This is a genomic window from Nocardioides sp. YIM B13467 (assembly GCF_042788075.1).
Classification (GTDB): domain Bacteria; phylum Actinomycetota; class Actinomycetes; order Propionibacteriales; family Nocardioidaceae; genus Nocardioides.
In genome coordinates this window covers 2885673-2899231 of the sequence record NZ_JBHZPJ010000046.1, presented here as the reverse complement: position 1 = coordinate 2899231, position 13559 = coordinate 2885673, and the positions used below count along the sequence as shown (strand labels likewise).

General features: G+C 69.9%; 14 protein-coding genes. 7 read left to right on the top strand and 7 right to left on the bottom strand.

Annotated features, from left to right (window positions below):
• The first annotated feature begins 88 nt into the window (after positions 1 to 88).
• Positions 89 to 1618, top strand: a complete 1530-nt coding sequence (locus tag ACFX43_RS20990) for a lysyl oxidase family protein (RefSeq protein WP_378834200.1) — start codon at positions 89 to 91, stop codon at positions 1616 to 1618.
• A 31-nt stretch (positions 1619 to 1649) separates the two neighbouring features.
• On the opposite strand, the gene ACFX43_RS20985 is transcribed toward ACFX43_RS20990, so the two are convergent.
• Positions 1650 to 1994, bottom strand: a complete 345-nt coding sequence (locus ACFX43_RS20985) for a DUF6912 family protein (protein ID WP_378834198.1) — start codon at positions 1992 to 1994, stop codon at positions 1650 to 1652.
• 15 nt (positions 1995 to 2009) lie between these two features.
• A complete protein-coding gene (locus ACFX43_RS20980; RefSeq protein ID WP_378834195.1) occupies positions 2010 to 3464 on the bottom strand; it encodes a wax ester/triacylglycerol synthase family O-acyltransferase in 1455 nt (484 codons plus the stop codon).
• 192 nt (positions 3465 to 3656) lie between these two features.
• Here ACFX43_RS20980 and ACFX43_RS20975 point away from each other — a divergent pair, with 192 nt between their 5' ends.
• The 3 genes from ACFX43_RS20975 (at position 3657) to ACFX43_RS20965 (ending at position 5710) form a co-directional block, all read left to right on the top strand.
• Positions 3657 to 4001 carry a hypothetical protein gene (locus ACFX43_RS20975; RefSeq protein ID WP_378834193.1) on the top strand — a complete coding sequence of 115 codons (345 nt, stop codon included), beginning with the start codon at positions 3657 to 3659 and terminating at the stop codon, positions 3999 to 4001.
• On the top strand, positions 3998 to 5326 hold the full coding sequence (locus tag ACFX43_RS20970; RefSeq protein ID WP_378834190.1) for a hypothetical protein: 1329 nt from the start codon (positions 3998 to 4000) through the stop codon (positions 5324 to 5326). The genes ACFX43_RS20975 and ACFX43_RS20970 overlap by 4 nt, the downstream gene beginning before the upstream one ends.
• A 123-nt stretch (positions 5327 to 5449) precedes the next feature.
• Positions 5450 to 5710: a helix-turn-helix domain-containing protein gene (locus ACFX43_RS20965; protein WP_091049065.1), complete on the top strand. Its 261-nt coding sequence runs from the start codon at positions 5450 to 5452 to the stop codon at positions 5708 to 5710.
• A gap of 92 nt (positions 5711 to 5802) precedes the next feature.
• On the opposite strand, the gene ACFX43_RS20960 is transcribed toward ACFX43_RS20965, so the two are convergent.
• Positions 5803 to 6291, bottom strand: coding sequence for a MarR family winged helix-turn-helix transcriptional regulator (locus ACFX43_RS20960; protein ID WP_378834187.1), 489 nt, complete (start codon positions 6289 to 6291; stop codon positions 5803 to 5805).
• 82 nt (positions 6292 to 6373) lie between these two features.
• Here ACFX43_RS20960 and ACFX43_RS20955 point away from each other — a divergent pair, with 82 nt between their 5' ends.
• Together ACFX43_RS20955 and ACFX43_RS20950 are read left to right on the top strand one after the other, a co-directional pair.
• Positions 6374 to 8272, top strand: a complete 1899-nt coding sequence (locus ACFX43_RS20955; RefSeq protein ID WP_378834183.1) for an FAD-binding protein — start codon at positions 6374 to 6376, stop codon at positions 8270 to 8272.
• Positions 8269 to 9177, top strand: a complete 909-nt coding sequence (locus ACFX43_RS20950; RefSeq protein ID WP_378834179.1) for an LLM class flavin-dependent oxidoreductase — start codon at positions 8269 to 8271, stop codon at positions 9175 to 9177. Before ACFX43_RS20955 ends, ACFX43_RS20950 begins: the two co-directional genes overlap by 4 nt.
• Here ACFX43_RS20950 and ACFX43_RS20945 read toward each other — a convergent pair.
• The 3 genes from ACFX43_RS20945 to sigE all read right to left on the bottom strand — a co-directional run bounded on the left by ACFX43_RS20945 (position 9174) and on the right by sigE (position 11699).
• On the bottom strand, positions 9174 to 10427 hold the full coding sequence (locus ACFX43_RS20945) for a S1C family serine protease (protein WP_378834177.1): 1254 nt from the start codon (positions 10425 to 10427) through the stop codon (positions 9174 to 9176). The genes ACFX43_RS20950 and ACFX43_RS20945 overlap by 4 nt on opposite strands.
• 211 nt (positions 10428 to 10638) lie before the next feature.
• Entirely contained in the window at positions 10639 to 11106 is a 468-nt protein-coding gene (locus ACFX43_RS20940; protein WP_378834171.1) for a hypothetical protein, read from the bottom strand.
• Positions 11103 to 11699 carry an RNA polymerase sigma factor SigE gene (gene sigE, locus ACFX43_RS20935; protein WP_218131415.1) on the bottom strand — a complete coding sequence of 199 codons (597 nt, stop codon included), beginning with the start codon at positions 11697 to 11699 and terminating at the stop codon, positions 11103 to 11105. The genes ACFX43_RS20940 and sigE overlap by 4 nt, the downstream gene beginning before the upstream one ends.
• Positions 11700 to 11877: 178 nt before the next feature.
• Between sigE and ACFX43_RS20930 the strand changes: the two genes are divergently transcribed.
• Positions 11878 to 12513, top strand: coding sequence for an O-methyltransferase (locus ACFX43_RS20930; protein WP_378834165.1), 636 nt, complete (start codon positions 11878 to 11880; stop codon positions 12511 to 12513).
• 90 nt (positions 12514 to 12603) lie between these two features.
• On the opposite strand, the gene ACFX43_RS20925 is transcribed toward ACFX43_RS20930, so the two are convergent.
• On the bottom strand, positions 12604 to 13545 hold the full coding sequence (locus ACFX43_RS20925; RefSeq protein ID WP_378834161.1) for a leucyl aminopeptidase family protein: 942 nt from the start codon (positions 13543 to 13545) through the stop codon (positions 12604 to 12606).
• Positions 13546 to 13559 lie beyond the last annotated feature (14 nt).

Genomic DNA, 13559 nt, shown 5'->3' with positions numbered 1-13559 from the left:
GAGGGATTCGGGCCACTCATGAGGGGACATCTCGATGGTAAAACGTCGTACTCGCACGCGGCAGCTGGTCTCGGCCGGCATCGGGCTGGTGGCAGCTGCACTCGTCGTCACCACGACGGTGACGGCGAACTACGGTGCCGCGAGCGGCACCACCGGCAAGGGAACCTTGAAGCTCGTCGCCGCTGCCGACACCGTCGAGGTGGCGTCATACGACGGGGTGGCGTACGTGGAACCGTCGGTCTGGCTGGCCGCCTATGACGCGGCCTTCGAGTTCCGCGCCAGCCACACGGCCTACGACAAGCCGGTCAAGCTGACCAAGACCATCATCCGGGGCAAGAAGCGCACCACCACGACCGCGCCCGCCGCGATCGTCGACGGGATGAAGGGCTTCAAGGACGGCCTTCGGGTCACACTCAAGAACAAGGCCGGCAAGGTGGTCCTCGACGAGAGCCGACCGCTGTGTCCCGGCGGCTACGACCGGCAGCGGGTGCAGACCGATGGTGCCACCGGACCGGTCTACCCGGAGTTCTGCGGCGGCAACTGGTTCACCAAGGGCGTGCTGTACGGGATCGAGCGGGGCATGGCGGTCCCGACCGTCTCCGACCTCGAGTTCGAGACCAAGGGCGAGACCAAGCTGACCATGACGATGAGCATCAGCAAGCCCGTCGCCGACTTCCTCGGTCTGCCGAAGGCCAGCCGCAGCGCCAAGCAGAACCTCGTCATCGTCGACGGTTGCCCCGAGGGCGGCTGCGAGGGTGAGGGCGAGATGGGCGCTCGCTCAGCCCATGGTGCCCATGGAGCCGATGACGACCAGGGCGCTCGCACGGTGGTTCCGCGAGAGTCGCTGGAAGGCGCCGAGGACGGTCGCGGACGACTCCCGCTCGGCGGCGGCGCCGGAGGTACGGCCCACGGCAAGCCCAAGAAGAGCAGCCTGCCCGACCTCGTCTCCGTCCCCGCCTGGCAGATCTCGACCGCGGTCGACGAGGAGGGCATCGACCGCCTCAACTTCGCCGCCAACGAGTGGAACGCCGGACCGGCTCCGATGATCGTCGAGGGCTTCCGTCGCGGCACCGCTCCGGTGATGGACGCCTACCAGATGTTCTACCGCGACGGTAAGCAGGTCGGGATGAAGCGCACCGGCACCATGGAGTTCCACGAGGCGCCGGAGCACAACCACTGGCACTTCCTCGACTTCGCGAAGTACGAGCTGGTCGACGCCAAGGACAAGGTCGTCTCGACCAGCGGCAAGCAGTCGTGGTGCCTGGTGCCCACCGACCCGGTGGACCTGACCGTGCCCGGTGCGACGCTGCGGCCGGGGCAGACCGGCTTGGAGTCGGCGTGCGGCTCGAAGTCGGCGCTGTGGCTGCGGGAGAGCCTGCCGTCCGGCTGGGGCGACACCTACGACCAGTCCCAGACCCAGGCCTTCGACCTCTCCAAGGTCAAGAACGGCACCTACCGGATCAAGGTCACCGTCAACCCGGACGGCAACCTCTACGAGACCACCCGGTCCAACAACGTCAGCCACCGCACCGTGATCATCGGCGGCAAGGCCGGTGCCCGCACCGTCACCGTCCCGCCCTACCAGGGCGTCGACACCGAGACCTGGTGGAACGAGTGAGCCCGGCCTGAGCCGGCGCTGCCGGCGTCGATCACCCGATGAGCTGCGGGATCTCCTGGGTCGCGAACCAGCCCAGGTCCTCGTCGGGGTCGGCGTCGGCAGGCCGGTCGGCCAGGTCGGCGTGGACGGCGGCGACGAGCTTGAGCGGGACCACCTGATCACCCAAGGCGGCCGGAGCGTCGACGACCACCACCACCCTGCGCCCGGCGCCCGCCAGGAGTGCCGCCGAGTCGTCGGCGGCGCTCATCAGGGCTGCGTACTCGGCCTCTTCGCTGTCGTCGGGGGCCGCGTAGCCGTCGGCGGTGCCGGGCAGCTCGCCCTTGGCGTACCAGTCAGCGAGGAGCTCGAGCGTGGCGGGTACGTAGATGCGGGTCACGGGTCGGATTCTGCCTCATTCGCCGGAGTTCTTGACCACGCGCAGGCCCCGGGGCGCCCGGAACCGGCGTCCGGAGATGGTGTCGAGCAGCTCATCGAGGGCCTCGCTGATGCACTGTCCGACCAGCGACGCGTCGGGCACCAGGTCACGGTCGGCGGTGATCGCGAAGAAGACCTGCCCGTCGTAGGAGGTCACCCCGATCGCGAGGGTGTGCCCCTCGGCCAGCGGGTGGATGGGATAGGAGGCGACCAGCCGGTAGCCAGCCGCATAGCGCGGCTCCTGCGGGCCGGGCACGTTGCACACCGAGAGCAGGTAGTCGTGCTCGCTCTCGGCGGCCACCCGGGAGCCGACCACGTGGAAGGTCGCCGGGGCGAAGCCGCTGATCCCGGCCAGCCGCTGCGCACTGACCGTGCGGGCGTTGGCCTGGTGCTGCTCGAAGGAGTAGGACACCTGGTGGAGACGGACCACCGGCGACGGCTCTGCCACCGGGAGCACCACGAAGTGGGGTGCCACCGCGGAGCCGAGCTGGGTCGGGTCGAGCTCCTCGTCGATCACCGACACCGGCACCAGCGCCGGCACCTGGCGTACGCCGGCCAGGGACTGCTGCCGGGTCATCAGCCAGGCGCGCAGACCGCCGGTGACGGCAGCCAGGATGACGTCGTTGACGGTGCCGCCGTGGGTATCCCGGATGCGGCGGAAGTCGGCCAGGTCAGCCTGGAGAGTGACCACGAGCCGCTGCTGGGAGAGCGTCCCGTTGAGCGGCGTCGGCCGCTCCGGAGCGCGGCGGGTGAGCGCCCGGGCGATGCCGACACCCGCGTTCTGGACGTCCTTGGCCACCCCGGTGACGCGGCCCAGGGCGTAGCCGCCCAGGCTGCGTGCCGTGCCGGTCAGGCCGCTGACCGAGGTGACCGCGTCGAAGACCGCGCCGGCGACCAGACGCGCGCTCGACTGCGGCTCGGGCGGCTCCCACAGGTCCGGCACGACCGGCCCGACCTCGGGCTTGTCGTCGAGGAGCAGCTGGACCAGGTCGACGGTCTCGGCGCCGTCCACCAGCGCCTGGTGGGTCTTGGTGATCAGCGCGACCCGGTCGCCGGCCAGCCCCTCGATGACGTACAGCTCCCACAGCGGCCGGGAGCGGTCCAGGGGCCGCGAGACGATCCGTCCGGCGAGGTCGAGGAGCTGATCCATCGAGCCCGGACGGGGCAGCGCGGAGCGGCGTACGTGGTAGGTGAGGTCGAAACGGTCGTCGTCCGCCCAGACGGGGTAGGCGATGCGGCCGGGCACGACACGGACCCGTTGGCGGTAGCGGGGCACGAAGGACAGCCGGTCCTCGACGTGCTCGAGGAAGGCGCCGTAGTCGAAGCCCTCGGCCTTCGGCTCGATCAGTTCGATGCTCGCCACCTGATGCGGAACGGACAGCGTCTCTCCGTCCAGGAAGGCCACGTCACGTGCCCCAAGCCGATCACTCATGCCGCCACCTCCGTAGCGCAGGCGCAATGGTACGGACGCGGCGGCATGTTGATCCCATGATTCGCTCGCTGGCGCTCGCTCATGCCCTCTCAGCCCCCTCTTTGGTTCATGTGCGATTGTGGCAGACGCCAGCTTGAACTTAGCCCACGAAACGGGGGAGCAATGCGCCTCACGGCCCGGATAATCGCGGTCGTGGCAGCAATCTGCGGGATCGCGTGCGTCGCGACAGCCTGCGGAAACGACGTCGCCACCGAGCCCAGCAAAGACAGCGACCCGGTGGTCGTCCAGATCAACTTCTCCGGCGACTCGGTCGACCCGCACGGGACCCAGATCGACGTCCCCGTCGGCCACGGAGTCGAGCTCGACGTGACCGCCGACGCCGCCGGCGAGATCCACGTGCACTCCGACCCGGAGCAGTCCGCCGCCTACGGCGTGGGCACCACGCGGATCAGCCTGGGCGCGTTCGAGATCCCTGGTCAGTACGAGGTGGAGTCACACACCCTCGGCAAGACCATCGTCACCCTCGAAGTCAAGTGATCCTCACCCACGGCGTGGGTGGTCGCCAAGACCTCCCACTGCCGCTCGAGTACGTCATCGCGGGCGCAGTCCTCGCCCTCCTCGTCTCCTTCGGGCTTCTGGTGCTGACCACCAAGCGCGCAGCCGAGGGTCAAGTCGTAGGTGTACGGAACCCACGCGGCTGGCCGGTGCCCCGTCTCGGGCGTGTCGTCGACTCCCCCGCGTGGACCGCATTGTGGCGCGTCGTCGGGCTGCTGATCTTCGCCTACTTCGTGCTGGTCGCCTTCGCCGGCTCCGACAACGCCAACAACCCCATCTTCGGGATGACGTACGTCTGGCTGTGGGTCGGCCTCGTCCCGTTCTCCCTCCTCTTCGGACGGGTCTTCCGGGCGATCAGCCCGGCCCGCACGATCGTGGCCGGACTGACCTGGCTGCGCGGTGCCGGTGATCCGCCGCTGCGCCTGCCCGAGCGTCTCGGCTACTGGCCGGCGGCGTTCATGCTGCTCGCCTTCGCCTGGCTCGAGCTGGTCTACCCGGAGAACAACTACCTCGGCCCCGTACGCCTGTGGCTGGCCGTCTACCTGGCCGTGATGATCCTCGGCGGCGTGCTCTTCGGCGAGGAGTTCCTGGAGCGCTGCGACCCGTTCGAGGTCTATTCGTCACTGACCGCGCGGCTGTCGGTGTGGGGACGCACGCAGGCCGGCAACCTGGTCCTGCGGACCCCGCTCGGCAACCTGGACACCCTGCGTCCGACCCCGGGGCTGGTCGCGGTCGTCTCGGTGCTCTTCGGCACCATCGTCTACGACTCCTACCGGGAGTCGCCGGCGTGGCTCCAGTTCGTGCAGAACCCGGAGATCTCGGCCGGCACCGCCTACCTGATCAGCAACGTCGCACTGATCGCGTTCCCGCTGCTCGTGGCCGGTTTCTACTGCACCGGGACGATGCTGACCGGCGTCGGTGACGTGCCTCGCCGGGCGCTGCCCGGCGAGCTGGCGCCTTCGCTGGTGCCGATCATCGTCGGCTACGTCGTGGCCCACTACCTCAGCTACTTCTGGGAGAGCGGGCTGGCAACGCTGCGCAACGCCTCGGATCCGTTCGGAAACGGAAGCGACTGGTTCGGAACCGCGGACCTGCCGGTCTCCTACTTCTTCGCCTTCCACGCCACGCTGCTGGCCGTCATCAAGGTGGCCGCGGTGATCATCGGACACGTGCTGGGAGTCTGGTCGGCCCACATCCGGGCGCTCCAGGTGCTTCCGCCGCAGCACCTGGTGACCGGGCAGATCCCGCTTCTGCTCACGATGGTCGGCTTCACTGTGGGTGGGTTGTATCTGTTGTTCGCCGCATAGCGCGTCTCCGCTTCACGGTTCACCCACCACGCATCCACAAAGCAGCGCAACAGTACCTAATGCGGACTAACAGGTTGGCGCGATGGTTTACGGCCGCTTGCAGAGTCTGGGAGACTGATCCTTATGTCTGGTACCCCCCGCTTCCTGACTCTTGCCGACGTCGCCGAGGTGCTCAACACCTCGAGCGCACAGGTCTATGCCCTTGTCCGCCGTGGTGAGCTCCCCGCCATCAAGATCGGCGGGCGTGGCCAGTGGCGCGTTGAGTCCAGCGTCCTCGAGAAGTTCATCGATGACATGTACTCGCAGACCAAGGCCTTTGTGGCCGACCACCCGTTCGTCGAGGCCGAGGCCCCCGCGCCCGCTGCCACGCCGGACGCTTCTTGAGTCAAAGCAACCTCAACCCCCACAACTAAAACCTTCCCCACAACAACGCGAAGAGCTGCCAGGCATGTTGCCGAGCAGCTCTTCGCGTCTTTTCACGCCCTGTGGTCCTCACCGGTGACCACCGCACAGGCCTCCGGGCTGTGCGCGGGGGCCGCGCCGGCCGCCTTCCGGAGCAGCTGGCGCAGCGTGCCGCGCTCCTCGGGCTCCAGACCGGAGAGCACGCCCGCCTCGGCGGCGGCCACCTGGCGGCACAGCGCGGCGACGGCCTCCGCGCCGGCCTCGGTCGCGACCACCTGGCGCTGGCGACGATCGGCGGGGTTGGCGCGCCGCTCGACCAGTCCCGCCTCGACCAGGTCGTCGACGAGGTAGGTCATCACCGTGCGGTCGATGCCCAGGTGGGTCGCCAGGGCGAGCTGGCTGGGCTGGTCGCCCCGGACGACCGCGCACATCGTCTCGTAGCCGCGCTGCCCGTGGGGAAACTCTCCGATCGCGGCGTTGACGTGCTCCCGGTAGCCGCGCAGCAGGGTGCCGAGGCTCCATCCGAGGTCGGCATCGGTCTGCTCGTCTGCGTTCGTGGTCACGGGAACATCCTATCAATTCCTGCTGTTGAACCAATCGTCTGTTTCACATACGATCTTCTTCACCGCGTATTGGAGGATGTGCATGACGATCGAAGTGGGCGTCGCCCTCGCTGCCGGCCTCGCCCCGGACCGACTGCTCGCCCTGGCCCGCCGGGCTGAGGAGGGCGGTCTGGACCTGGTCGTGCTCGACCCCGGTGCCGATGACCCCTGGACCGTTGCCACCTGGCTGCTCGGCAGCACCAAGGCGATCCAGGTCGGAGTCGACATCGAGGCGGCGGGCATGGCGGACCTCTCGGCCCCTGACGGGTGGTTCCCACAGGTGGCCGAGAAAGCGAGGCAGAGCCTCGACCAGGTGGCCGGCGCCCGCTTGCTCACCGACGCGTCGACCTGGATCGTCGCTCCTGCGGGGGCGACCGCAGAGTCGCTGACCTTGCTGACCTCGACCGACGAGCTGAGCGGCCCCGACGGCCGTGCGGTGGTCGTCCCGGCCACGACCGAGGCCGAGGTCGACCGGGTCGCGGGGCTGCTCGCCGAGCTAGGCGGCCCCGCTTCGGGCAGGCCCCGACGTCCCGCGGCGGTGCGCGCGCTGCGCCGGCCGGGGATCGCCTACGACGAGATCCCGGCGACCCTGGTGGCCGGCGCGGTGGAGCCGGGCGACCCGGGCTATCGCGGCGTACGCTCGACCTATCTGCGCGGCGGGAGCCCCGGCCTGGTGCTGCGGCCACGTACGCCGGCAGAGGTCTCCGACGCGCTCGGCTTCGCCCGCCGCCACACCCACCTGCCCCTCGGGATCCGCAGCGGCGGCCACGGGGTGAGCGGGCGCTCGACGAACGACGGCGGGATCGTGATCGACCTGAGCGCCATGAACCGGATCGAGGTGATCGACCCGGCGCGGCGCCGGGTCCGCATCGGCCCCGGCGCCACCTGGAAGCAGGTGGCCGCGGCCCTCGACGCGTACGGCTGGGCGATCGGCTCCGGCGACTACGGCGGTGTCGGTGTCGGCGGTCTGGCGACCGCGGGCGGCATCGGCTTCCTCTCGCGTGAGCACGGACTGACCATCGACCATCTGATCGCGGTCGAGATGGTGCTCGCCGACGGGTCGATGGTCCGCGCCACCGCGACCGAGAACCCCGACCTGTTCTGGGGCGTACGCGGTGCCGGGGCCAACTTCGGCGTGGTCACCGCCTTCGAGCTCGAGACCCACGAGGTCGCCGAGGTCGGTTCGGCCCAGCTGATGCTGGTCGTTCCGGACCTCGAGGAGGCGCTGCTCCGCTTCGGCGATCTCGCCACCTCCGCGCCTCGCGACACCACGGTGTTCCTGGTGACCGGCCCGCCGCGGTCGGGAGGTTCGGTGATCCAGCTCTACGGGCTGGTCGACTCCCCCGATCCCGAGACCATCGTCGAGCGGCTCAACCCGTTCGCCGGCCTCGGCAGTCTCGTCCAGCAGCAGGTGGTGCTGGCCCGCTACACCGACGTCATGAACCAGGCGCCGGACGTCGGCAGCGACGGACACCACGGCCACGGCGAGCCACACTCGCACTCGGGCCTGATCGGCGCGCTCACCCCGGAGTTCGCGCGCGACGCGGCCGACATGCTGCGTACCGGAGGTGTGCAGTTCTTCCAGCTGCGCACCATGGGCGGCGCGATCGCCGAGGTGCACCCCGGCGCGACCGCGTTCTCGCACCGCGATGCCGCCTTCCAGGTGACCGCACTCGGCGGGAACCGGCGTGCACTCGACGCAGCCTGGGACGGGTTGCGCAACCGTCTGGACGGTCTCTATCTCAGCTTCGAGACCGACACCGATCCGGACCGGCTGACCGATGCCTTCGGGACCCGGGCGCTGGATCGGCTGCGGGAGATCAAGCGACGCTATGACCCGCAGAACCTGTTCCGCGACAACTTCAACATCGCACCACACTTCAACTCGGACAACTCGAACAACTCGAACAACTCGGACAACGACCCGGCGGAGGACGCATGAGCGACTACGGACACGACCTACTCTTCGGCACCTTCGTCACCCCCAACGCACGGACGCCGCAACGCGTCGTCGACCTCGCCGTCACCGCCGACCGAGCGGGACTCGACCTGGTCACCTTCCAGGACCATCCCTATCAACCGGCGCTCCTCGACGCTTGGACCCTGATCTCGTACGCCGCTGCGCGCACCGAGCGCATCCACCTGGCCGGCAACGTCCTCTCCCTGCCGCTGCGCCCGCCCGCGACGCTCGCCCGTGCGGTCTCATCCCTGGACCGGCTGACCGGAGGCCGCATCGAGCTCGGACTCGGCGCCGGAGCATTCTGGGACGGAATCGCCGCGATGGGCGGTCGCCGGCTCGGCGCGGGAGCGGGCGTCGACGCCCTGCGCGAGGCGATCGGCATCATCCGGGACGTGTGGGACACCGAGAGCCCCGGCGGCGTCCACTTCCGCGGCGACTACTACGTCGCCGACGGCGTCAAGCGCGGCCCCGCCCCCGCCCACGACATCCCGATCTGGGTCGGCTCCTACAAGCCCAGGATGCTGGCGCTGACCGGCGCGCACGCCGACGGGTGGCTGCCCACGATTGAGTACATCGAGGGTGGCCCGGCCGCGGTTCCCGGCCTCAACGAGCGCATCGACGAGGCGGCCGTCTCAGCGGGCCGCTCGCCCGGCGACGTACGCCGCCTTCTCAACATAATGAACGTCTCGCTCCAGCCGGCCAGCCGCGGGCTCCTCGACGGCCCGGCGGACCAGTGGGTCGAGGATCTCGCCGGACTCACCCTGGAGCACGGCTTCTCCGCGTACCTCATCGGGGGCGACGACCCGGCCATCACCGAGCGCCTCGGCGCCGAGATCGCCCCGGCTGTGCGGGAGCTGGTCGCGGCGGAGCGTGGCGTCGACGTCTAGGCGAGATTCTCGGTCTGCGCCTCGAGCTTGATCTTGAGCTCGTGGCGGGCGCCGTTGCGCATCACCGTGAACTCGACCGTCTCCCCGGGCTGGTGAGCACGGATCGCGACGATCATGCCGATCCCGTCGGTGACGGTGACGTCTCCCACCTTGGTGACCCGGTCGCCGTCCTTGAGCCCACCGGCGGCGGCCGGCGAGCCGGCGTCGACCACCGAGATCAGCGCTCCCTTGTGGTCGGCGGCCTGCACGTCGACGGAGGCACCCACGATCGGGTAGGTCGCCTTGCCGGTCTTCAGGATCTGCGCGGCGGTCACCTTGACCTGGTCGATCGGGATCGCGAAGCCGACGCCGATGCTCCCGCTCTCTCCGCCCTCTCCGCCGCCCGCGGTCGCGATGGCCGAGTTGACCCCGATCACCTGGCCGACGAGGTTGACCAGCGGACCGCCGGAGTTGCCGGGGTTGATCGCCGCGTCGGTCTGAACGGCGTTGATGTAGGAGGTGTCGTCCTCGGTCTGCCCGGTGCTCACCGGGCGCTGGAGCGCACTGACGATGCCCGAGGTCACCGTAGAGCTGAGGCCGAGCGGCGACCCGATGGCGACGACGCCCTCACCGATCCTCAGCCGTGACGTGCTGCCGAGCGAGGCCGGCTCGAGCTCCTTGACCTCGGGAACGTCGAGGACCGCGAGGTCGTAGACCGCGCTGCGCCCGACCACGTCGGCCTTGTAGCGGCGCCCCTTGTGGTCGACCACCTCGATGCTGCCCTTGGCCTTGGCGGCGTCGGCGACCACGTGGTTGTTGGTCACCACGTGGCCACTCCGGTCGAAGACGAATCCGGAGCCGGTCGCGGCATCCTCCACGCCCTGGTACTCGGCGAAGATCTGGACCGTCGAGGGCAGCAGCGTCGCGGCCACCTTCACGATGCTGGCGTCGTCGCCCTCCAGGGGCGCGTCGGTCTCGATGGAGCCCGGGTCGAGCCCACCGCCGGCCAGGCTGGACATGTCGTCCTGGTCCTCGAGTACGCCGCCCGCATAGCCTCCCAGCACTCCGAGCAGGAACGCGACGGCGGCGGCGAGCGCCCAGATCGGGCCGGGGATACGGCGGCGCTGCGCGGAGTCGGTCCGGGGTGAGGACGGTGGTGGCGCAGTCGGGCTGCCGAACCCGGGCAGGGAACCGCCTGGCGGTGGCGGCACCATGGGCGGCAGCGGAGCGGTGTCGGCGGCCGGAACCGGCTCGACGGCGGGTCTCGGCATGCCCGGCAACGGCACCTCGGCCGTGTCCCTCTCGTCGTCGACAAGGTCATCAGGGGACGACTGCCGGGCCGGGGGCACGTCGGACGGTGGTGCCCAACGGGAGATCGGCCGCGACTGGTCGTCTTGTGGTTCCTGCGTCACGACACCCATTCTTCCCACTCGCCCCAACAATGGGCAGCCCGGGTCTCGTGTCGCGTCGCCGGGCCGACGCTCAGCGGCGTACGTGGGCGACGACGGGAGCGCCCGGAGTGCCCGGGAGCTGGGTGACCGCGGTGACCGGGAGATTCCTGGGGACCGGCGCGTCTGCCGGCGCGGCGGCGAAGGTGAACATGCCGAAGACGGCCGCACTGACAGCACCGCCACCGGCGGCGACCATCACCAACGTACGCCGCATCGACCGGGGGTCGGAGTAGGTCTCGTCGAGGTCGTCGGCAGGCCACATCGCGGCGGCCAGGGCGCCGCCGCGGAGCGAGCCCTTCAGGTCGGCCGGTGCGGTGACGCCGGGGTCGACGCTGAGGCCGGCCAGGCGTCGCTTGAGCCAGCCCTCACGCTCCACGGCGCGACGGCAGGCGCAGCACTCGTGCACGTGCGCCCAGGCGCGCTCCTCCTCTGCTGCGGGGAGCTGTCCGTCGAGAAGGGCGCTGATGCGCGCGCCGAGGTGGTTGCCCAGAAGACTCATGAAGCCCCGCCCCACAACACCTTGGGCCCGGAGTGACGCAGTCGTCCGCCGCGCGGGGCGCGGTGGGCGAGGGCGTCACGGAGCATCGCCCGGCCGCGGTGGATACGCGAGCGGACGGTGCCGAGCTTGGCACCGAGGATCTCGGAGATCTCCTCGTAGGAGAGCCCCTCCACGTCACAGAGCACGACCGCGGCCCGGAAGTCGGGCGGCAGCGTGGCCAGCGCACGCTCGATGTCGTCATCGAAGCGCTGGTCGGTGTAGGCCACGTCCGGCGTCGGGCCGCTGCTCGTCAGGCGCGAGGCGCGCTCGTCGGAGAGGGCATCGAAGCGGATCCGCTGCTTACGACGGGCCTGGTCGAGGAAGAGGTTGGTGGTGATCCGGTGCAGCCAGCCCTCGAAGGTGCCGGGGCTGTAGGTGTCGAGAGAGCGGAAGACGCGCACGAAGACCTCCTGGGTGAGGTCCTCCGCGTCGTGGCGGTTGCCGGTGAGACGGTAAGCGAGCCGGTAGACCCGGTCGGAGTGCTTCTCCACGATCTCGTCCCACGTCGGAACGCCCGGCTCTACGGTCGGGGTCTGCGTGGGCTCCGCGGTCATGGTGCTCCTGTCGTCTGTCTCGCTGATCGCTGACATCTCCTACGTTAGATCGCCTGGGACCTGAAGGGCTGAGAGTTGCCTGTGAGGCTCCTATTTTTCCTCTTCCCGTGCCTTACTAACGCACAAGTTGGATCAGGCGTTCCCGCACCGTTGCGCGAAACAGGTTAGGTTTTGGGGTGTGACCAGCCCTGTCTCGACCGCAAGTTGGACCTACGCCGACGAGTTCGTCGCGGAGGACGACCTCCTCGCAGCCGCCCGATCCCGGGCCGAGGAGGTCGGAGTCGCACCCATCGGGCCCGGCGGCGGTGCGGCGCTGCGCTTCCTCGCCTCCGTCCTCGACGCCAAGAACGTCGTCGAGGTCGGCACCGGCACGGGTGTCTCCGGGCTGTGGCTGCTGCGCGGCATGCGCCCCGAGGGGGTCCTGACCACCGTCGACATCGAGACCGAGCACCAGCGGCTGGCCCGCCAGAGCTTCACCGAGGCCGGCTTCGGCCAGCGGCAGGCGCGGTGCATCGCCGGCGCCGCCCTCGACGTGCTCCCCCGGCTCACGGACGACCACTACGACCTGGTGTTCGTCGACGGCGACAAGACCGAATACTCGGCCTACCTCAAGGAAGCGCTGCGCCTGCTCCGTCCCGGCGGCGTCGTCGCCTTCGACAACGCGCTGTGGCACGACCGCGTGGCCGACCCGTCTGTACGCGACGAGGAGACCGCCACCATCCGCGAGCTCAACCAGCAGGTTGCCGACAACGACGGCCTCATCCCGCTGCTGCTCCCGGTGGGCGACGGCCTCCTGCTCGCCCGAAAGTCCTAGCGGAGACGTCAGCCCCGTCGGCCGAGGCGGCACCTGAGTGCCATCTCGGCCGACGTACGTGACCTCTCGGCCGACGCGGGTGACGTCTCGTCAGGAACCGACGCCGGAGAGCGGGTCGGCGCTCGCCAGCCAGCTGAGGAGGACCCGGGCACCGAAGCCGGTGGGGCCGGGAGTGAGCTCGTGGACGTCGGCGTACGCGTCACCGCAGGCGACATCGATGTGGGCCCACGGGACACCACCGGTGAAGTGGTGCAGGAAGAGCGCGGCGGTGATGGCACCGGGCCCGCCGGGTGCGTTGTCGGCGTCGGCGACCTTCGAGGAGAGCTTGTCCTCGTAGTCGGCGACCAAGGGCATCCGCCACAGCGTCTCGCCGGAGGCCTCGGACGCCTCGGCCAGCAGCGTCGCAAGCGCGTCGTCGTCGGCGAAGTAGCCGGCCATCGTCTGCCCGAGCGCCACCCGCATCGCACCGGTGAGGGTGGCGATGTCGACCAGGGCGGCCGGCTTGAGCTTGTCGACGGCGTACGCCATCGCGTCGGCCAGCACGAGGCGGCCCTCCGCGTCGGTGTTGGTGACCTCGGAGGTGCGGCCGCCGTAGTGGGTGACCACGTCGCCGGGGCGCAGCGCCGAGCCGGAGATGGCGTTCTCAGCGGCGGCGATGAGGCCGACCACCTTGACCGGGCAGCCGATCTCGGCCAGCGCCGACATCACCGCGAGCACCACCGCGCCGCCGGTCATGTCGCGCTTCATGTTGAGCATGCCGTCGCCGGGCTTGATGTTGAGCCCGCCGGTGTCGAAGGTGATGCCCTTGCCGACCAGCACCACGGTCGGAGCCGTCTTCAAGGAGTTCAGCCGGCCCGCCTTGCGGGGCGTGTAGTCGAGACGGATCAGCCTCGGCGGGGTCGCCGAGCCCTGGCCGACCGCAACGATGCCTCCGAAACCTTCCGCCGCGAGCTGATCCTCGTCCCAGACGGTGACCTTCAGGCCGGTCTCGGCTGCCAGTGNATGTGGCCCGGCCTCACGGCCGGGCCACATCTTATTTTGCCGGT